At 56.0% G+C, this 20349-nt stretch carries 20 protein-coding genes; 9 read left to right on the top strand and 11 right to left on the bottom strand.

The genetic code is table 11. From position 1 onward, the window contains the following. Positions 1–95 precede the first annotated feature (95 nt). Entirely contained in the window at positions 96–572 is a 477-nt protein-coding gene (locus A2V21_309000) for a hypothetical protein (protein ID OIJ74382.1), read from the top strand. A gap of 98 nt (positions 573–670) precedes the next feature. Here the strand turns inward: A2V21_309000 and A2V21_308995 are convergent, their stop codons facing one another. The 4 genes from A2V21_308995 to A2V21_308980 all read right to left on the bottom strand — a co-directional run bounded on the left by A2V21_308995 (position 671) and on the right by A2V21_308980 (position 5946). Continuing rightward, a complete protein-coding gene (locus A2V21_308995; GenBank protein ID OIJ74381.1) occupies positions 671–1963 on the bottom strand; it encodes an adenylosuccinate synthase in 1293 nt (430 codons plus the stop codon). Between the two features lie 26 nt (positions 1964–1989). After that, a complete protein-coding gene (locus tag A2V21_308990; protein OIJ74380.1) occupies positions 1990–2997 on the bottom strand; it encodes an ATP phosphoribosyltransferase regulatory subunit in 1008 nt (335 codons plus the stop codon). Positions 2998–3215: 218 nt separating this feature from the next. Continuing rightward, on the bottom strand, positions 3216–4799 hold the full coding sequence (locus tag A2V21_308985; GenBank protein ID OIJ74379.1) for a phosphoglycerate dehydrogenase: 1584 nt from the start codon (positions 4797–4799) through the stop codon (positions 3216–3218). A gap of 1 nt (position 4800) precedes the next feature. Beyond that, on the bottom strand, positions 4801–5946 hold the full coding sequence (locus tag A2V21_308980) for a class V aminotransferase (GenBank protein ID OIJ74378.1): 1146 nt from the start codon (positions 5944–5946) through the stop codon (positions 4801–4803). A gap of 185 nt (positions 5947–6131) precedes the next feature. Here A2V21_308980 and A2V21_308975 point away from each other — a divergent pair, with 185 nt between their 5' ends. Next, complete coding sequence (locus A2V21_308975) at positions 6132–6350, top strand: hypothetical protein (protein ID OIJ74377.1); 219 nt, start codon at positions 6132–6134, stop codon at positions 6348–6350. Positions 6351–6494: 144 nt separating this feature from the next. Then, a complete protein-coding gene (locus tag A2V21_308970; protein OIJ74376.1) occupies positions 6495–7631 on the top strand; it encodes a hypothetical protein in 1137 nt (378 codons plus the stop codon). Here A2V21_308970 and A2V21_308965 read toward each other — a convergent pair. From A2V21_308965 to A2V21_308940, 6 genes are all read right to left on the bottom strand, one after another. Continuing rightward, entirely contained in the window at positions 7615–8556 is a 942-nt protein-coding gene (locus A2V21_308965) for a cytochrome c oxidase subunit II (protein ID OIJ74375.1), read from the bottom strand. The genes A2V21_308970 and A2V21_308965 overlap by 17 nt on opposite strands. A gap of 28 nt (positions 8557–8584) precedes the next feature. After that, positions 8585–8878 (bottom strand): hypothetical protein, encoded by a 294-nt coding sequence (locus A2V21_308960; GenBank protein ID OIJ74374.1) that lies wholly within the window; start codon positions 8876–8878, stop codon positions 8585–8587. Positions 8879–8883: 5 nt separating this feature from the next. Beyond that, a complete protein-coding gene (locus tag A2V21_308955; protein ID OIJ74373.1) occupies positions 8884–9492 on the bottom strand; it encodes a cytochrome C oxidase subunit III in 609 nt (202 codons plus the stop codon). Then, positions 9489–11105: a cytochrome c oxidase subunit I gene (locus A2V21_308950; protein OIJ74372.1), complete on the bottom strand. Its 1617-nt coding sequence runs from the start codon at positions 11103–11105 to the stop codon at positions 9489–9491. The genes A2V21_308955 and A2V21_308950 overlap by 4 nt, the downstream gene beginning before the upstream one ends. Position 11106: 1 nt before the next feature. Further along, positions 11107–11754, bottom strand: a complete 648-nt coding sequence (locus A2V21_308945; protein ID OIJ74371.1) for a hypothetical protein — start codon at positions 11752–11754, stop codon at positions 11107–11109. A gap of 569 nt (positions 11755–12323) precedes the next feature. Then, positions 12324–12632, bottom strand: a complete 309-nt coding sequence (locus tag A2V21_308940; GenBank protein ID OIJ74370.1) for a hypothetical protein — start codon at positions 12630–12632, stop codon at positions 12324–12326. A 657-nt stretch (positions 12633–13289) separates the two neighbouring features. On the opposite strand from A2V21_308940, the gene A2V21_308935 reads away from it, so the two are divergent. Then, complete coding sequence (locus A2V21_308935; protein ID OIJ75132.1) at positions 13290–15953, top strand: ATPase; 2664 nt, start codon at positions 13290–13292, stop codon at positions 15951–15953. An 89-nt stretch (positions 15954–16042) separates the two neighbouring features. On the opposite strand, the gene A2V21_308930 is transcribed toward A2V21_308935, so the two are convergent. After that, entirely contained in the window at positions 16043–16282 is a 240-nt protein-coding gene (locus A2V21_308930) for a hypothetical protein (protein OIJ74369.1), read from the bottom strand. Positions 16283–16802: 520 nt separating this feature from the next. Here A2V21_308930 and A2V21_308925 point away from each other — a divergent pair. Genes A2V21_308925 through A2V21_308905 form a run of 5 tightly spaced genes read left to right on the top strand, consistent with a single transcriptional unit; the run spans position 16803 to position 20345 of the window. Then, positions 16803–17345, top strand: coding sequence for a hypothetical protein (locus A2V21_308925; GenBank protein OIJ74368.1), 543 nt, complete (start codon positions 16803–16805; stop codon positions 17343–17345). 8 nt (positions 17346–17353) lie between these two features. Beyond that, positions 17354–18184, top strand: coding sequence for a Flp pilus assembly protein CpaB (locus A2V21_308920; protein ID OIJ75131.1), 831 nt, complete (start codon positions 17354–17356; stop codon positions 18182–18184). Positions 18185–18201: 17 nt separating this feature from the next. Beyond that, entirely contained in the window at positions 18202–19629 is a 1428-nt protein-coding gene (locus A2V21_308915; GenBank protein OIJ74367.1) for a pilus assembly protein CpaC, read from the top strand. Between the two features lie 15 nt (positions 19630–19644). Continuing rightward, positions 19645–19920 (top strand): hypothetical protein, encoded by a 276-nt coding sequence (locus A2V21_308910; protein ID OIJ74366.1) that lies wholly within the window; start codon positions 19645–19647, stop codon positions 19918–19920. Further along, on the top strand, positions 19917–20345 hold the full coding sequence (locus A2V21_308905) for a hypothetical protein (protein ID OIJ74365.1): 429 nt from the start codon (positions 19917–19919) through the stop codon (positions 20343–20345). Before A2V21_308910 ends, A2V21_308905 begins: the two co-directional genes overlap by 4 nt. The last annotated feature ends 4 nt before the right edge of the window (positions 20346–20349 follow it).

The raw sequence follows: 20349 nt of genomic DNA, 5'->3' as shown, positions 1-20349 counted from the left end.
TTAGTATCCACGCAAATACCCTTTCACGCCATAGGAGGAATATGTGTAGCTCTGTTTTTTTCAAAAGGCTTTTGTCGGCTACGGCGTTTTCAGCTTTGGCATCGATTTTTCTGGTCGCCCCTTACGGCTGCTCCAAGGGGGAGCAGGCGCAGAACGCCCCCGGCCAGGAGGCGGCCCAGGCAGACCCCGGCAAGGAGCATTTCGAAAAAGGAGTGCAGCATTCCTTGAAAGGGGAGCTTGACGAGGCCATAAAAGAGTACGAGACTGTCCTCACCTATAACCCGCAAAGCGCGGAGGCGTACAACAACCTCGGCTTCGCTTTCTATGACAAGGGGGCCTATGACAAGGCCGTGGAGAGCCAGAAAAAGGCGATAGAGATGAACCCCAACTTCGCCTACGCCTACTACGGGCTCGCGCTCGCGCTTGAGAAGACGGGCGACAAGAAAGGCGCCCTTGAGAACTGGAAACAGTTCTCAAACCTGGCGCAGCCGCACAGCAAGTGGTGGACAAAGGCGCAGGAACGCATACAGGCGCTCGAAGGCAAGGGTAGCAAGACCCAGGCCAAAAAGTAATCAGTTCGCGTGAAACTGAAAAGGGCAGACCAAATGGTCTGCCCTTTTTTATTCCCTTTATCCGAACCCGGACCGGGAAGTGTGGTTCCCGTCGCGCCCTACTTAAAGGGGTCCTTCAGTACTATAGCGTCCTTCCTGTTGGCCCCGACAGAGACTATTATCACCTCGACCCCTGAAAGCTCCTCAAGCATCCTGATATATCCTTGCGCCTTTTTGGGGAGCTTTCCAAAGCTCGTTATCCCCTGCGTAGGGGCGTTCCAGCCTTCGACCTCCTCGTAGACAGGCTCGCAGCTTGAAAGTATCCTTCCATCGGTCGGGAAGTCCATGATCTCGGCCCCTTTATACCTGTAGGACGTGCAGACCTTTATCTTGTCGAGCTTGTCGAGGACGTCGAGCTTTGTCACCACGAGTCCGTCAAGGCCGTTTACCCTCGCCGCGTACCTCAAGGCCACGGCGTCGAACCAGCCGCACCTTCTGGGTCTCCCGGTGGTTGCCCCGTACTCACCGCCCTGCTCTCTCAGCCATTCGGCCTCCGCCCCGTCTAGCTCGGTCGGGAACGGCCCCTCGCCTACCCTGGTGCAGTAGGCCTTGGTTATGCCGACGACCATGTCTATCCTCGATGGGCCTATGCCGCTTCCGGTGGAGGCCCCGCCGGCGACCGTGTTGCTCGATGTCACGTAAGGGTACGTGCCGTGGTCGACGTCTAGGAGTGTGCCCTGCGCCCCCTCGAAAAGGACCTTCTTCTTTTTCGCTATGGCCTCTCCCAGGAACTTGGATGAGTCTTTTATGTGCCTGGCGATAACCTCGGCGTAGGACATGTAGGTATGGTAGACCTCATGCACCTCGAAGCCCTCTTCGTGGAGTATGGTCTTGATATAGTGGTTCTTCTCGACGAGGTTGGTCTTGAGCTTTACCCTAAAGTCCTCCTCGTTCAGGAGGTCTCCGCACTTTATACCGCACCTGCCGACCTTGTCCTCGTAAGCCGGGCCTATGCCCCGGCCGGTGGTGCCTATCTTCTTCTCGCCCCTTAGCCTCTCGCGCGCGATATCGAGCCTCTTGTGATAGGGCATGATGAGGTGCGCGTCCTTGCTTATCCAGAGGTCGTCCGGCCTGAAGATCCCCTTGGCCTTCAAGACCTCTATCTCCTTTATCAGCACCTCAGGGTCGACCACGACCCCGCCGCCTATTACGCAGGCCTTTCCCGGGTGGAGTATGCCCGAAGGCAGGAGGTGGAAGATGAACTTCTCTTCACCCACGATGACGGTGTGCCCGGCGTTGTTGCCCCCCTGGAAGCGGACGACTATGTCTGCGCTATCGGTAAGGATATCGACTATCTTCCCCTTGCCTTCGTCCCCCCACTGGGCGCCTACAATGACTACGTTATTGGCCATCTAATCACTTATCCCTTTTTAAAGATTTAACTTTTCCTGCCGGAGCGCATCCCGATGGCGGCGGCAAGGTGCTCGACGTCAAAGGCGAAGCCGGTTGCCGCGCACGGGTAGCCGTACCTCTCAAGCAGGTTATCGTACCTGCCGCCGGAGAGGATCGGCTTTCCGATGCCGGAAGCGAAGCCCTCGAATATTATGCCGGTATAGTAATCGAAACCCCTCACCTCGCCGAGGTCGATGGTTATCCATTCCTTGAGCCCCTTCGCGGCGATTATCTCTATCACCTTCGAGAGGTATTCGAGAGAGGCGAGGGCGGCCTTATCCTTTGTGAGCGAAGCGGCCTTTTCAATGACCTCCTCTTCGCCATAGAAGGTGGTGAGGTTTATAAGAAGCTCTTTTTCCTCGGGCTTTATGCTGTCCATGCCGTTAAGGAACGACGTAAGCCCGGAGGAGTCCTTCTTCTCAAGCATCCCCTGCACGGTCTTACGAAGGCCCTCGTCAAAGTGGCTTGCGAGGATATTCCTCAGGAAGCCCACGTCCCCGATGTCGATCTTGAAGTCCTTGAGTCCGGCCGCCCCGAGCGCCTCGACAGCCATTATTATCATATGGGCGTCCGCCTCCGGGCTGGCCCCGGCGGAGATATGCTCGGCGCCTATCTGCAGGACCTCGCTGCTTTTGCCGTCCCTTGGCTCGATGTACCTGATGACGTTTTCGTTGTAGCAGAGCTTGAGGGGAAGGGCGTGGTCCCTCATCCTGGTGGCTACGACCCTGGCTATCTGCGGGGTGATGTCGGGCCTTATGGCTATGACGCGGCCTGTCGAAGGGTCGATGAACTTTATGACCCTGTCCCTGAGATCGCCCCCCACGCCGAGGGAGAGCACGTCAACGTACTCAAGGAGCGGGGTGATTATCTTCCTGAAACCGTATTTCGAGAATACGGAAAGGATGCCGGATTCGACGGCGCCGATCCTCTCGGCCTCTTCAGGCAGTATGTCTCTTACGCCCTGCGGGAGGGATATTGTAGGGGAACCTATCATTATTAGAAATACGCTTGAAATCCAGTTAGTTCAGACTGCTTTAAAAACCATATGCGAGACGATTCCCGCCGTTTGATGAATGAGGAGTACTCATCCTGGAACCTATCATATGGAAAAAGCACGAAACAAAGCCGTGTTACGCTAACATAACACGGCTTTGTCCGGTGGTCTATAATTTTTTCTGATTGCTTTTAGCAAGTTGCCGAGCGCAGATTTTGTTAGAGCTCTATCACGTTCGCGGATATCATGTGCGGAAGCTTCAGTATCCGTTCTATGAGCCCCTTGGCGGGCGGGGTATCGACGCTCCAGACAGAGACAGCCTCGCCACCGGCAGCCGAACGCCCGAGGTGAAGCCTCGCCACGTTTATGTTGTTTGCCGCCAGGAGCGTACCGACATTACCGATGACACCGGGCTTGTCCTCGTTCTGAAGGAGGATGAGGTAGCCTTCGGGCACGGCGTCGAGGAGGAACTTGTCTATCCTCACTATCCTGGGCTCCTTCTTCCCGAAGAGCGCGCCCTCGACGATATTCTCCTCGTCCTTGGTCCTTACCTTTATGGTTATGGAGCTTGCGAAGTCGGTTGCCCTCGAGCTCTTTATCTCGACGACCTTTATGCCCCTTTCCTTGGCGACGAACGGGGCATTGACGAAGTTCACGTACATGTCGAGGACCTGGTCCAGAAGGCCCTTCAAGCAGCCTATGGTGATCGGGGCCACGTCGTAGTTGACCACGTCCCCGCTGTACTCGACCGTTACCTCTTCTATGCCGCCCTTCAAGATCTGCCCCTGGAAGCTCCCGAGCTTCTCTCCGAGAGAGATATACGGCCCGAGGGCCGAAAGCAGCTCGGCCGGGATGGAAGGCACGTTCACGGCGTTCCTTATGGTGCCGTTCACGAGGTAGTCGACCATCTGCTCGGCTATGGCGATGGCGACGTTCTCCTGGGCCTCGTGGGTGGAGGCGCCGAGGTGCGGCGTAAAGATCACCTCTTCCATCTGAAGGAGCGGGTTATCGGCGGTCGTCGGCTCCTTTTCGAAGACGTCGAGGGCCGCGCCCGATACTATCTTCTCCTTTATCGCCTCGGCCAGGTCCTTTTCGTTTACTATGCCGCCCCTGGCGCAGTTTATAAGCTTAACGCCCTTCTTCATCTTCTTGAAGGCTTCGGCGTTTACGATGCCCCTGGTCTCGTTGGTAAGGGGCACGTGGATGGAGATGAAATCGCTCCTCCTGAAGAGCTCGTCCATCGTGACAAGGGTCAAGCCGAGCTTGTCTGCCGCCTCCCCTGATATGAACGGGTCGTAGGCTATGACGTTCATCTTGAGGCCCATTGCCCTGTTGGCGACAACGCTTCCGATGTTGCCGACGCCCAGGATGCCGAGTGTCTTCCCGGTCATCTCGGTACCCTCGAACTTCTTCTTCTCCCACTCTCCCCGCCTCATCGAGGCGGTCGCCTGGGGGATCTTCCTGGCGAGGGCCACCAGCATGGCTATCGCGTGCTCGGCGGTCGTAACGGTGTTGCCGCCTGGCGTGTTCATGACGACAATGCCCTTTTTGGTGGCGGCTACGGTGTCGATGTTGTCGACCCCGGTGCCGGCCCTGCCTATGACCTTCAGGTTCTCGGCGGCATCCAGTATATCGGCGGTCGCCTTTGTGGCGCTCCTTACGACGAGGCCGTGGTAGTCCTTTATCTTTGCCTTGAGCTCATCGGGCTTGAGCCCGGTTATAACGTCGACGTCGAGGCCCGGGGTCCCCTTGAGGATCTCGACCGCTTTTGAGGACATGCTGTCGCTTATGAGTACCTTCATATCACTTGTACCCTTCCATGAGGATTTGCTGGGCCGCTGCAACGCCCTTGCCGTAGGGGGCCTTGCAGCCGAACTTGTTGAGCGCCATCTCAATGGAGGCGATAGCGGTTATCGTATCGAATGTATCGACATAGCCGAGGTGCGCCACCCTTAAGACCTTGCCCTTCAGGTGGTCCTGGCCTCCGGCCATGGTGACGCCCATCTCATCCCTCAGGTACTTGACCAGTTTACCGCCATCTACCCCCTCCGGCATGAAAATGCCGGTCGCGGCGTTTGACGGGGACTCAGGGGCGAGCAGCTTAAGGCCGAGGGCGAGCGCCGCCGCCCTGGTGGCCCTGGCAAGCCTGTCGTGCCTGGCGAATGTGTTCTGCAGGCCCTCTTCCTTTATCATGAGAAGGGCCTGCCTCAAGCCTGTTATGAGGGATACGGCCGGGGTATAGGCCGAGGTATTGTCCTTGAGGTTCTTCCTCTCCTTCTTGTAATCGAAGTAGAACCTGGGGCACTTTGCGGTCTCCTGGAACTTCCATGCCTTCTCGCTAAGAGCCACGAAGGCGAGGCCCGGGGGGAGCATGAAGGCCTTCTGCGATCCCGATACAAGCACGTCTATGCCCCAGTCGTCCATGGGCAGGTCGAAGACGCCGACGCCGGTGATGCCGTCGACTATAAGGAGGCACTCCCTGTCTTTGGTAAGGGCGGCAAGCTCCTTTATCGGGTGCGCTACACAGGTAGAGGTCTCGGATGCCTGGACGAGCACAGCCTTTATCTTCGGGTTCTCATCGAGGGCCTTTTTAACCGCGGCTGGGTCAACGGCCTTGCCCCATTCAACGGCCATCCAGTGGGCCTTGAGGCCGTATGCCTCGGAGATCTTGCCCCACCTCTCCCCGAACTTTCCTCCGTTTACGACGATGACCTCGTCGCCGGGGGAGAAGAGGTTCGTTATCGACCCCTCCATCGCGCCGGTGCCTGAGGCGGCGAGCATGAGGACGTCCTGCTTTGTCTGAAAGACGTATCTTAGAAGCTCCGCCGTCTCTTTAAAGATCTCGGAGAACTGCGGGGTCCTGTGGTGGATTATGGGCTGGGCCATCGCAAGGAGCGCTGACTCGGGCACCGGTGTCGGGCCCGGCGCTAAAAGGTACCTCTTTTTCATAAAAAGAATCCTCCTGTTATTTGAAGAGAACCGTAGAATCCTGAAATTTAACTGCCTTTACAAACGCAAAAAACGGGAAGGTCAGGTGGCGCAGGACCCCTTAACGCCTCGATTTTCCGCTTCTTTTCCTGGGACCCTCTGCTAAAAAAAACCGCCTGAGCCTTTTTACACAACCTCAGAAGAGGATGCGCGGTGCCCAGACGGTCGACAGATCCGATATAGTCCCCCGCTCCCCGGTGGTCCCCCACCTTGATTCCGTCAGTAACGGAGGATTCTATTTTTTAGTGGAATATATACTAATCGCTACGGCCTTTTTTGTCAAGTGGGAAGTTGGGGAGGATGAGGCCATGTGTGGGCTTGGGACTGAGAAAGCTGGTGCGAGGTTAACCCTTCTTTTTTCATGAAATCCTGCTTGCACTAAAAAAATCTTTGAGTTTTTTTTAGAACCAGCCCTCATCCGCAACAATCGATTGCAATACCCCCAATAATGCTGTATTTTTAATACGCAACCGGTTCATTCAATTTGCAGGTTAAAGCTGGCTAAGCAGATGCTTTTCAAAAAGCGCTACCCTGAGCTGGATCTCCTGAGGGCTTCCGCGATCATCCTCGTCCTCTTCAGGCACTTCTATGACAGGGTCTTTCAAAACCTTCCTGATTCGGCCTTCAAGCACTTCTTCGCCTTCGGCTGGCATGGGGTCGACCTCTTCTTCGTCCTTTCAGGCTTCCTTATCGGCGGTCAGATAATAGAGGAATACCAGTCTGGCGCTTTCAGCTTCAAGAGCTTCTACATAAAGAGGTTCTTCAGGATATTCCCGGCCTATTATTCCGCCCTCGTCATAGTCGTGGTAGCCACCTCCATCACCTCCGGCTCGTTCGTCCTCGAAAATGGGGTCCTGTTCCGGGATTTCATCTATCACCTTTTCTATGTCCAGAACTACCTGAACCCAGACCACCTGCAGGGCGGCATATACTGGTCGCTCGCCATCGAAGAACAGTTCTATCTCCTGGCGCCTTTTTTCATAGTCCTTTTCCTGAGGAGGTCCGGAGCAGCCCTTTTGAGGTCGCTCGTCATCCTCGTTTCCTTCGAGTTCATATTGAGGTTCTTTATCTTCAACCCCAGTATATCCTGGTGGGCGTCGATAGGCACCCCCTTCCACACCCGGCTCGACATGCTCGTCTTCGGGGTGCTCGCGGCGTATGTATTCATAAGGCATAAGGTGAGACTTGAGAGGCTCTCAATATGGGGTAGGACCCTCATGCTCTCCTCTTCCGCCCTCTTTATCGGCCTGGTATACGCCTATGGCAAGCCTGCGGAGAGCCTCTTTAACTCTGTGGCCCAGTTCACCTTAGCCGGCCTCGGCTTCGGAATGCTGATACTCTATCTGGCCGTCTTCCCTCTCAACATGGGCCTTCCCTTGAGAAAGGCCTCAGAGGCAGTGGCGAAGTACAGCTACACCATCTATCTCTATCACGTCCTTGTGCTTTCGGTCCTCTTCAAGCCGGCGATGGAGTTATTCAAGATAAATACCTCCAGCCTTACGAACTTCCTTCTTATATTCCCGTTATTCTTTGGCGCTGTCTTTTGTATCTCGGCAGGCCTTTACAGGCTTATAGAAAAGCCGGGGATGGAACTGCGGAAGAGGCTCATCGAAAGAAGAAGAGCCCCCATCACTTCAGCCTCCTGATAAACTCTATCAGCGCCTCTATCTCCTCCTCCTTCAGCACCCCCTTCTGCGGAGGCATCACGGGCTGGTAGCCTTCGACTATATCCGCGTTCGGCTCAAGCTCGGACCTTCTTATGTATTGCTCATCTACCACCACCTCGCGGACCTTCCCGCCTGTCGCTACCTTCACCTTTGACCCGAAGAGCCCCTTGAAGGTCGGGCCGATCGACTTTCCTCCGTCGATTGTATGGCAGGCGCTGCAGCCCTTGCTTTTATATAGCTCCTCCCCTTTGGGCGCCCCAGCCTCTTTCGCCGCTGGCGCGGCGGCGGGCGATATCTCCTTTTCTCCCTTGAGCCACGCGGTAAAATCAGCCCCGCTTACCACGACCGCCTTTGTTATCATGGCCGAATGGCCTGTGCCGCAGTACTCGGCGCAGAAAAGGTCGTATGTGCCAGTGGTATCAGGGACGAACCAGATCGTCCTCTCTACCCCCGGAAGGGCGTCCTGCTTCACCCTGAAGGCAGGCACATAGAAGCTGTGGATGACGTCCAATGAGGTCATGCTCATCTTAACGGGCTCTCCTGCCGGGAGGACGAGCTGGTTGTGCTGAGCACCGTTGGGGTACTCGAAAGTCCATACCCACATCTGCCCTTTTGCCTTTACCTCAAGGGCATTGGCGGGGGGCGCGCTCTTTAATGCTCTGTACCCGTCCCACCCGAGGACGAACATCACGAGTACTATTGCGAGCGAACCGCCAAGGAAGGACAGCTCAAGGGTGGGATTCCCCTCGACGTCGGTTGAATGAGGGTTCCTTTGCCTACTGTACCTGAAGGCAAAGTAGAGGAGGAAAAAGAGGATGAGAAAGAGAAGGAGCGCGCAGATACCCGTCACTATGTAAAAGACAAGGTCAGTATCTCTCCCGATTATGGTAGCGGCCTGGGACATGCTTACCTCTCAAGTGTTTTGGCCCTGTTTAGCCCCTGTACGCCACATCACTATAGACCAGCAAGGCGAGTATCAGCACTGTGCCGAGCACCACCAGCAGGAGCCATTTAAAAAAAGGCCTCTCGTATTTCAGGTGCATGAAATAGTCCACCACCAGGAATGCCTTGACAGAGGCTATGAGGAACGGGGCTATAATGCTTAAAGAGCCGAAACCAAGGCCAGAGACGGTTATCGTAAGCCATGTAAGCGCAAGCAGCGCCGCCCAGACGAGCGCAAGGGTCGAGTACTTTACTATCGTATGCGGGGCCTCTTTGGTCTCCATGCCGTTCACCTGACAAGATAAAAGATCGGAAACAAGTATATCCATATGACATCGACCAGGTGCCAATAGAGCCCGGTGTTCTCAAGCTTCACGTAATCTTTGCCCGTGATCCTGCCTCTTAAAACAAGGGCCGCGGCAAAGCCGACCCCGCACAAACCCGCTGCAACGTGAATGCCGTGCAGGCCCGTAAGAAAATAATAGAGGCCATAGAAAAGCGGCTCGCCGGGCGGGCCCTGCGCCAACGCCTCAGAGCCGGGATATATGCCGTGATATATCTTCGCGACCCATTCAAAGTACTTGTTGACCAGAAAGGCGACACCGAGTGAGAAGGTCGCGCCGAGCATGGCGAGCGTAATGTAGTATTTACCCTTCTGCATGGCAGAGACGGACAGGGCCATCGTCAGGCTGCTCGTAAGGAGTATCGCCGTATTTACCGCGCCGAGCCGAAGATCAAGCTTCAGGCTCGCGTCAGCAAAGGCGGCAGCGTGCTTCAGCCTGAAAACGGTGTAGAGGAGCACCGGGGCGAAGAAGAGGAAGAACTCGGTAAAAAGGAATAGCCACATCCCGATCTTCGCGCCGGTATAGTCCCTGTGCCGGACCTCGGCCCCTTTCATGCGCGCCCCCCGCCCGGGCGCTTGAAGTGATATGGCCCGTGCTCGACCTTCGGTATCTCCGCGAAGTTCTCCCGCGGAGGAGGAGACGGGACCTGCCATTCGAGGGTCGCCGCGCCCCACGGGTTTGCGGGGGCCGGCTCGCCCCTGAAAAGGGCCCTTACGAGGTTCCCGATCATAAGCGAGAGACCAAGGACGAGCACCCATGAACCTACGATAGAGAGTATCTGCATGTTTGCGTACTGCGGCAGGTAGTCGTAGTACCTTCTCGGCATGCCTTCGAAGCCGAGGACGAACATCGGGAAAAAGAGCATGTTGAAGCCTATGAAGAGCGTAAGGAGCGAGTAGTTGGCAAACCGCCGGTTATACATCCTGCCGAAGATCTTGGGGAACCAGAAATGGAGCGCCGCGAAGAAGCCGAAGGCCGCCGCCCCGAACTTTATGTAATGAAAGTGGGCCACCACGAAGTAGGTATCGTGGAGGTGGACGTTCACCGAAAGCGTGCCGAGGATGAGGCCGGTGAGCCCGCCGACGGAGAACATGTAGATGAAGGCGAGCACGAAATAATAAGGCGTATCGGCAACAGTAGAGCTCTTGTAGTAGGTCCCGACCCAGTTATATACCTTTATCGCGCTCGGTATGGCGACAAGAAATGTGAAAAAGGAGAATATCACCCCGGCTGTGTAGCTGTAGCCGCTCACGAACATGTGATGGCCCCATACGAGAGAGCCGACAGCGGCGATGCCTATGCTCGAATAGGCTATGGCCTTGTAGCCGAAGATGACCCTTCTCGCGAATACAGGGACTATCTCGGAGATGACCCCAAGGGCCGGGAGTATCATTATGTAGACAGCCGGATGGGAGTATATCCAGAAGAGGTGCTGGTAGAGTATCGGATCGCCGCCCTTGGCCGGGTCGAAGACCCCGATGCCGAAGGCCCTCTCGGCTATGACCAGCAGGAGGTTTACGCCGAGTATCGGTGTGGCTATGATCTGTATCCACGCCGTGGCATAGACAGCCCATACGAAAAGCGGCAGCCTGTGCCAGCTCATACCCGGGGCGCGGAGCCTGTGGACTGTGGTAACGAAGTTTATGCCTGTCAAGATCGACGAGAGGCCGAGGACAAAGACCGAAAATACGGCGAGAGAGACATGCGTGCCGGTGAGGAGGCTGTAGGGGGCGTAGAAGGTCCAGCCCGTGTCGGCCGGGCCCAAAAGAAGCGTCGTTATCGCAAGCGTTGCCCCGGCAAGGTATATCCACCATGACAGCAGGTTGAGCCTCGGGAAGGCGACGTCCCTGGCCCCGATCATCAGCGGCAGGAGGAAGTTGCCGAAGACGCTCATTATCACCGGGATGATGAACAGGAAGAGCATTATGACGCCGTGGAGGGTAAAGAGGGCGTTATAGGTCCCTGCCTCCATTATCGTGGGCCCTCTGGCTATAAGCTCAAGGCGCATGAGAAAGCCAAGTACTACACCGGCGACAAACATGGCCATAATGGCCGCAAGGTAAAGCAGGGCTATCCTCTTATGGTCGGTTGAGAAGACCCAGGATGAAAGCCCGGTCCTGCCGGGCCCTCCATCAAGATAGCTATCCCTTGCCGCGGACTCCGCCATGCTATCGGCCCCTGCCGGGCTTGCCTGAAAGCCAGATGATGAACGCCGCCGCGAAAAGGAGCGTGCCCAGCCCGGCGTACCTGATAAAGGCAAACGCGAAGCCCCTGCCCTCGGGCACAAGGCTGTAGCAGTAGGTGACGGCCTTCCTTATCGACGCCGTCACCCTGCCTTCTCTGCCTTCGACAATAGCCATCTTGAGGTCGGCAGGTAGATAGCTCCCACCGTAGAAGTACCTTATTATCCTGCCGTCGGGCGAGAGCGCCACGAGCGCGCCGGAGTGGTTATATCCCCGCCCCGCCCTGCTGAACTCATACCCCGTCGAGCCTGTCAACGCCCCTATCGCCTCCGGCGAGCCTGTTAGGAAGCTCCACGCCCCTTCAGGGAAGGGGCTGCCGACGGCCTTCAAGAGATTTTGTTTCTTGTAGGCCGCCTCCTCCGGGGTGTCCCTCTCATCGAAGCTCACTGTGATGACGCGATAGTCCTGGCCGGGTATCGCGTCGAGCCGGCCAAGTGAGTCAGCGAGGTTTGCAAGCAGCGTATTACACATATCCTTGCACCCGAAATACGCGAACGAAAGTATCGTAGGCCTGTCGATAAGAGAGCCGAGGGTGACCCTTGCGCCAGATTCGTCGATAAAGGCCTGCCCCATCGAAACCTTCTCCCCCGGCCTCTCTACGACCTCTGCTCGCGAGTACGCCGGATAAGCCAGCAGAAACAATAAAAGGAAGAGGTGCCATTGTCTGTTGTCGGGCTTTCGTCTTGGCATTATATGGTCCCGGAGGGGGTTTACCTCTCCCATTCGAAGAGAAAAATGAGAACCGGCGCGCAAGAAACATAATACGGCGGCGAAATGAACAAAGGATGACTGACAGGTTGCCGAACTAAAAACTCACGTCCAGGCTGCAGATGAGGTCAAGATGCAAGGAGTCTGAAGATAAGGAATGAGACGTACTTTTTTCGGGCCCCGCATGACGAATTTTGAAGACGGCGAGAATCGGCCTTATTCAAGCCTGCCGGGGTGAGCACAGAGCAGACTGGAATAAAGCCCAGGGAACTCTGACCGGCCTGATGAAAATCATATCAGGAACTTGAGGGTAGTCAAGAACGGCCAAGCCGAGGCGCTTGCATATCGTGAGGGACCTGACTTACGGCAGGTCGCAGAAAAAAAGGGAGGGCAAAGCCCTCCCTTTTTTATTTAAGATTCATAGGCCGTTTCAGCTATGGTTTGGTATCGAGGGGCTTAAGATGTCCTCCGGAGCTCCGGTAAGTCTCCTCTTTCGTATCTTCCTGCGCTCGGTTTTTTTTCGCTCCCTCGCTAATATCTGCGTCGGCGGAGTTTTCCCGGGTGAGCTCAAGGGCGGTGACAAACATATCAAAGTTTGAGAAGGCCGTGTCATTGTAGGCTACGAGCACGCTATCGGGAACACCCTCCCCGGCAACCGCCTTTGTCGCTCCCAAAGAGGCCCCTACGCCCCCCATGCCCCCCATGCCAATGATGACAGCCATCATCCACAAAAATCTCTTCATCACATCCCCTGTCTGCCGCAAAAAAAACCTGTTGCCGTTTCCCAAGACCGACTCCCTGCCAAATGAAAAAACCCGTATAGGAGGATTTTATCCTTGTATAACACTATCATGCGATTGTCAATAGTAAAAAATGTAACAACTATAACCAAAACCCTGCCACCAACTGCCATCTACTTGTTTTTTAACGATATTATTAGAATAGCCTCTTATGGTTCCATTTTCACCCGACTATGGTAAAATATAATAAATTATGGCCATTTGCTTTCATTGCAGGAAAGTACTTGATGCCGGAAAACCCGGCAGAGCAGACGCTTGCCCGGCGTGCGGGTCAGACGTCAAGGTCTGCCTTAACTGCCGGTTCCATGACAGGAGTGCGTACAACGATTGCCGCGAGCCCTCAGCCGAACGGGTAATCGATAAAGAGAGGTCAAACTTCTGCGAGTACTTCGAGCACCTGGAAGGCGCCATGTCGACAACAGCCCCCGAAGACCCATTGAAAGAGCTTAAGAGGCTTTTCAGAAGTTAAGGCACCTGTATCTTCATCCTTTCAGAGGACGGTTGTTTATGAGGAAACTTTTCCGGACCGGCGCTCCTCATGACCAGACCCCCCAGAATCCAACCCCGGCCGACCGATCCTCCAGAGACGACGAGCACAAGATAGGCCTCGAAGAGCTCTTTAAAAGGCTTGAGGCATCCGCTGGCGGGCTCACCACCAAAGAGGCCGACAAACGTCTCTTCCTCTACGGGCCAAACACCTTCGAGGTGCGGGAACGGAACCCCCTGTACAGGAGGTTCGGAAAACAGCTCTTCAACTTCTTCGCCATCCTCCTGTGGATTGGCGCCATCCTCGCCTTTGCCGCCGAAAGGCTCTCCCCCGGCGGCGGAAACCTCTACATAGGGCTCGCGATAACCGGCGTCGTCCTCATTAACGCTATATTCGCCTTCATCCAGGAGTACGAATCCGAACGGATCATAGAGAGCTTCAGGAAGATGATGCCCGAGAAGATAGATGTACTGAGGGACGGGGTGAGAAAGACCATCCCGGCCGGCAGGGTCGTGCCGGGGGATATCATATTCCTTGAAGAAGGCGACAAGGTACCGGCTGATGGGAGGCTCATGGAGGAGAACTCGCTAAGGGTCGACCACTCTTCCCTTACCGGGGAATCGGAGCCCAAGCTCAGGAAGCTCCAGTGCACCCATGAGAATATCCTCGAATCGAGGAACATGGTCTTCTCAGGCACCACCGTGCAATCCGGCAACGGCGCCGCGATAGTCTATTCAACCGGCATGAGCACGCATATCGGGAGGCTCGCGGGGCTTACGAAGCGGACGGACGTGGTCGCCAGCCCGCTGGGCAAAGAACTGAAGCGCTTCATAAGGATCATATCCACTATCGCCATAGCCGTGGGCGCGATCTTTTTCTCGGTAAGCGTCCTCTCCGGCGACACGCTCCTGGCAGGGATGCTCTTCGCCATAGGGATAATCGTGGCGAACGTGCCAGAGGGGCTCCTTCCAACGGTAACCCTCTCGCTCAGCATGGCCTCGGAGCGGATAGCCAGGAGAAAGGCCCTCATAAAGCGCCTCGAATCTGTCGAAACGCTCGGCTCTACAACCGTCATCTGCACCGACAAGACCGGAACCATAACCGAGAACAGGGTCTCTGTAAGGACGCTCTTCCTCGGGATGGAAGAAAGAAACGTCCATGAAAAATGGATAGAGCGGTTGGAAGGTTTTGACGAGCTTGTCAAGATCGCGGTCCTCTGCAACAACGCCAGGCTGGTCGGCGGGGAATTTCACGGCGACCCGACAGAGACGGCCCTCATGCGCTTTGCCGCCGTACATGCTCAGATCGACAGGATAATGGAGGAGAACAGGAGACTTAAAGAATCTCCATTCGATTCCGCCAAACGAAGAATGATCACCTTTAACGAAACGGATGGAGTAGCAGCGGCATATATCAAGGGCGCTCCAGAAGTAGTGCTTGAAAAAAGCCGCAGCTTGCTCCTTGGCGGCTCCATAGTCCAGCTGGAGGAAAGGCACAAGGAGGAGATAATCCGCCATTACGAGCGCATGGCCTCAAGGGGCGAACGGGTGCTTGGGCTCGCCTGGTCAGAGGACGCGACAGCAGCTGAAGACTCGTTCGTCTTCGTGGGCCTCGCCGGGATGATGGACCCGCCGAGAAAGGAGATCCCTGAAGCCGTCTCAAGGTGCAAGGCCGCCGGGATAAAGGTCATAATGATAACCGGTGACCACAGCACCACCGCCGAGGCGGTCGCAAGGATAGCAGGCGTCATAGACCGCACTCAGCAGCCCAACGTGATGACCGGGGAAGATCTCCACAGGTGCGGCGAGGATGAGCTCAAGGAGTTCCTCGGGAGGGAGAACATCATCTTCGCCAGGACCTCGCCCATGCAGAAGCTACGCATAGTGAAGACGCTACAGTCCATGGGGGAGGTGGTGACGGTCACAGGCGACGGGGTGAACGACGCGCCTGCGCTTAAGCACGCCGACATGGGGGTCGCTATGGGTATCGCCGGCACAGAGGTCGCCAGGGAGGCGGCCGACATGGTCCTCCTTGACGACAACTTCGCAACTATCGTCAACGCGATCGAGGAGGGCAGGACGGTATTCAGTAACATAAGGAAGTTCATCCAGTACATACTTACGAGCAACGTCCCGGAGATACTCCCCTTCATCGCCTTTGTCCTCCTCGGTGTCCCGTTGCCTCTTACCGTGCTCCTCATACTCTCGATAGACCTGGGCACGGATATCCTTCCGGCGCTCGGCCTCGGGACGGAGACACCAGAGGATGACGTCATGTCAAGGCCGCCAAGGCCGAGGAGCGAGCGTCTTCTCTCAGGGAAGCTCCTTCTCGTCTCCTACGGCTTCTATGGGGTCATCCAGGCGGTGGCCGGGTTCTTTTCGTACTTTACGATTCTATACGCCGGCGGGTGGAGATGGGGAGAGAGCCTGCAGGCATCTGACCCGCTTTACATGAAGGCCGTGACAGCCTTCTTCGTAAGCATCGTCATCTGCCAGATAGCCAACGTGATGGTCTGCAGGACAAGGAGGGAATCGGTCTTCAGGAAAGGGCTCTTCTCGAACAGGCTGGTGCTTATCGGCATCTTCACTGAACTCGCGCTCGTATGGATAATCTCAAACAATCATGTCGCGCAGAAGCTCTTCGGCACATACCACCTTACCCTCTCCGAGATGACGCTCGCCCTGCCTTTCGCCATCTTTATCCTGGCAGCCGATGAGAGCAGAAAGCTCCTGGTAAGGAGAGGCAACTCATTCGTTACGCGCCATCTAAGCTGGTAGGCGCTCCCGCCATCTATCCACGGTATTTTGAATAATATAGAACAGGTATAAGAGAAGAACGGAACGGGCGGCGTGGGCGCTGGCCGGGACTATATCGTTGCCTGGAAGAACGTCTCGAGGACCTTCGCGGTAAATTCGCTCCGCCTGTGGACGCGGGCCTTTCTGAAGATATCGTGCAGGTGGTCTTTTACGGTCTGCTCGGTCACAAAGAGCTTACCCGCTATCTCACGGTTCGAAAGCCCGCGCATGGCAAGGATGGCGACCTCCTGCTGCCTGGGAGTGAGTCCGAATATCAGTAGCTTCTCGCGTATGTCCTCTGCTGTCGACACGGCCGCCTTCTGTACATATCCGGATTTGGATTAACGGAAAGATGAACCTATCTACGCGGATAAGTTTAGCAGCGGCTTTCGGTTTGTCAAATCTCAGAATCCTACTTTCGGCGGGGTTGACTTCATCAGGGCCGGATATAGAGTTAGTCAAACAAGGACGAAAGACTAAAAACGAAATCAAATAAATCGAAAGGAGGTAGATGTCCATGAAAACTATCATGAGGTTCCTCAAAGACGAGGAGGGAGCAACAGCCGCAGAGTACGCCCTGCTGGTAGCCCTCATCGGGGTCGTCATCATCGCAGGCGCCACCGCGTTAGGCATCGCGATCAATGACAAGCTTGACGTGGTCAGCAGCACTATCACCCAGGCGCCGAACCAGTAACTGACCCTGCCAAAAAAATCAGGTGACGCGTTGCCCGCCGGCCTTTAAAAGGCGGGCAACGCGGTCCGCACAAAATATTAAAAAAACGTAAACCCGCTTCTTCCGTAACCTGTCATTCGATAAAAAGGGGCTGCAAGATGGTTCTGGCCGATATGAACGCCGTTTTCCTGCTGACAGCGGTACTGTTGTTCGCCGCCGCGAATGATATCCGCTTCAGGAAAATACCCAACTATCTCACTTATACGTCCATGGCGTCCGCAATCGCCTACAACACTATTACATACCGGCTCGACGGCTTGCTTTTTAGCCTGGAAGGCATCCTGCTCGGCTTCTCCTTTCTCGCCCTTCCCTTTCTTATGGGGGGGATGGGGGCGGGGGACGTAAAGCTCCTCGGGGCCGTGGGCGCTCTACTGGGCCCGAAGGGGGTGCTCATGGCCTTCCTGTTTACCGCCATTGTGGGAGGGGCCTATTCAATAGCCCTTCTTGCCTTTCGCGGCCTTCTCGCCGGGACCGTCAGCCGGTACTGGGTCGCGCTTAAAAACCTTCTCCTGACCGGGAGTCTCCGCTTCATGCCCTCGCCGGTCAAAGAAAAGGATTCCAGCTTCTGTTACGGGGTCGCTATAGCTGTCGGGACATTATTATCGGTTTTCACTCGTTGGAAAATATCGGGAGGAGCGTGATGAAAAATCTGAAGCCGTTGATTCTGCTTGGAGCGGGGATAGGTGTAGCCCTTTTTACCAGCGTGCTCGCCTATAAACTCCTGCAAACAAAGACCGCTGTACATGAAAAGGCGCAGGAGCCTACAGAGATGGTCGCGGTGGCGGTCACGGACCTGTCATGGGGGACGCCGCTCAAGAAGGAGTACATAAAGACCGTGCCGTTCCTCAAGAAAAGCCTCCCTCTGGGCTATTTCACGGACGCCGAGACGCTGGAAGGGAGGGTCATCATCTCCCCCATAAGGTCGAACGAGCCTATATTCGAGTCAAGGCTTGCCCCGGCCGGGTCCAAGGCAGGGGGGGTTGCCGCAGTGCTCTCTCCTCAAAAACGGGCGATGACGGTAAAGGTCGATAAGGTCATAGGCGTCTCAGGCTTCATCCATCCGGGCAGCCGGGTAGACGTAATAGCGACTTTTAATGACATGCGTACAGACCCGGTTACCAAGATAGTCCTTGAGAACATGCTCGTCCTGGCGGCAGGCACCGAGATGGAGAGCTCAGGCAGAAAAGGGGAGAAGCCCATCCAGGTCGACGTCATCACCCTTGAGGTAGCGCCAGATGAAGCCGAAAAACTGGCGCTCGCCTCAACTGAAGGAAAGATCCAGCTCGCGCTCCGCAACTTCAATGACTCGGAGGAGGTCTTGACCCATGGCGCCAATAAGACCTCCCTTCTGTCCTCTTACAAAAAGGCCGAATACAAAAAACCGCCCCGTGCAATCGCCCCCGGCGTCGTCACGGTCAACTATCAGACGGTGGAGATGATAAAGGGCAGCACACTAACCAGGGTAAATGTAAGTAAATAAAAGGAGGAGCTGTAGCGATGACATTAAGCGATCTTCACAGAGACCACAGGAAAGCTCCTTTCATCATCGTTTTCATCCTATGCCTGCTCTTTTCAGGCGCGGCCTGGGCTGAGACCCCTCCAGGCGGAGAGCCTGAGACTTCAACGCCGCAGAAGATCGAGCTGACGCTCGGCAAATCCCTCATCCTGAGGAGCGGCGCGCCGGTAAAGAGGATATCGGTCGCGGTGCCGGAGATAGCCGACGCGGTCGTCCTCTCGCCGCAGCAGATATACCTGACCGGCAAGACCACGGGCGTGACCAACCTTATAATATGGGAAGGCGACAGAGGCCCGGCTGTCTACGACATCGAGGTCTCGCCCGACACGACGCGCCTTAAGGAGAAGCTCCACGAGATACTCCCGGATGAAAAGGAGGTCATGGTCACCTCGACGCACGAGAACATCGCCATTTCCGGCACCGTCTCAAGCGCGGCAAACATGACCCAGGTCCTCGCGCTCGCCGAGGCCTACGCCCCAGGCAAGATCATAAACCTCCTTGAGGTAGGCGGGGTGCACCAGGTCATGCTTGAAGTGCGCGTCGCGGAGATGTCCCGGAGCCTCACCAGGAGGCTGGGCTTCAACTTCAACTATCTGCAAAACGACGGCAAGATCGGCTTTTCGATGCTCAATAACCTTACCGGCCTTGAGGACAGCATCGTCGGAAACTCTACGGTCATCTCTGATTCAATAAACGCCCTCTTCCAGTTCTCGACCGGGGACATGCTCTGGACCGTCCTCCTCGACGCGCTTAAGCAGAACGGCCTGGCAAAGGTGCTGGCGGAGCCGACGCTCATAACCTTAAGCGGCCAGAGCGCCAACTTCCTGGCCGGAGGCGAGTTCCCCATCCCCGTTCCCCAGGAGCTCGGCAGGACGACCATCCAGTACAAGGAATTCGGCGTGGGGCTTAACTTCACGCCAACGGTGCTGAGCAACAAGAAGATCAGCATGAAGATAGCCCCGGAGGTATCCGAGCTTGACTTCACCAACGCGGTAACCTTCAGCGGCTTTGTCATCCCGGCAGTGACCACGAGAAGGGTCGCGACCGTCATAGAGCTCGGCGACGGCCAGAGCTTCGCCATAGCGGGCCTGCTTCGCGACAACGTAACGGAGGTCGTCTCGAAGTTCCCCCTTCTGGGCGACATACCGGTACTCGGCGCGCTCTTCAGGAGCAGCTCTTTCCAGAAAAACGAGACCGAGCTTGTGGTCATCGTAACGCCAAGGCTTGTAAAGCCGCTTGACCCGGCAAAGCAGACACTCCCAACGGACAAATACGTAGAGCCGAGCGATTCAGAGTTCTATCTGATGGGAGCTACAGAAGGTAAAGCCGGCAAGGAGTCCGGCAACCCGTCGGCGGCAGAGGGCGGGGCTTCAGGGGACTTCGGCCATATCGTGACGGTGAATGAATAACAGGAGGGACCGACCATGAAAAGACTATATATCCTTGCCGGGGTGATATCGGCGTTGACTTTTTCGGCCTCCGCGTCTTTCGCGGGTAAAAGCGCCCTGCAGGCGGACTACGGCAACTCTCTCAGGACGGCAAAGGCAAACCAGATACTCGACCCGCAGGCCGGAAAGGAGCTGGCCCCCGTCTACGGCCTTGACGGAAGGTCAGCCAGGGGCGCGGTCGAAAAGCGCATGGACAGCTTTGAGAAAAAGGCGGAGAAGCCTGTTTACTCCTTAAGCATAGGTAAACCGTGAAGACGATACGCGAAAATGAGGCCGGGGCTTCTGCCGTAGAGTTCGCCATAGTGCTGCCTCTGCTCGTGGTCATACTCTTCGGGATAGTAGAGTTCAGCACCATGCTCTACAACAAAGCGGTCCTGACCAACGCGAGCCGCGAAGCGGCGAGGCTGGGCATTCTTTTCAAGTCGGGGGAAAGGGACCCCGCGTCAGAGGACGCCGAGATCATCTCGGCTATAAATACCTATACAGCCAGCAACCTCGTGACCTTCGGCCCCGAGCAAAACGTCGCCACCAGCATAGCGCGGGAAGGCTTTGAAGCCGGGAACCCGCTTACCGTATCGGTAAGCTATCAGTACGATTTCCTCATACTGCCGGAGATAGTAACCAGCCTGTCAGGGCCATTAAACATAAGTGCCACGACTATCATGAGAATGGAATAAAAGC

It is taken from the genome of Deltaproteobacteria bacterium GWC2_55_46, from assembly GCA_001595385.3.
Taxonomy (GTDB): Bacteria; Desulfobacterota; GWC2-55-46; order GWC2-55-46; family GWC2-55-46; genus UBA5799.
This window is presented reverse-complemented; position numbering and strand designations above follow the sequence as displayed.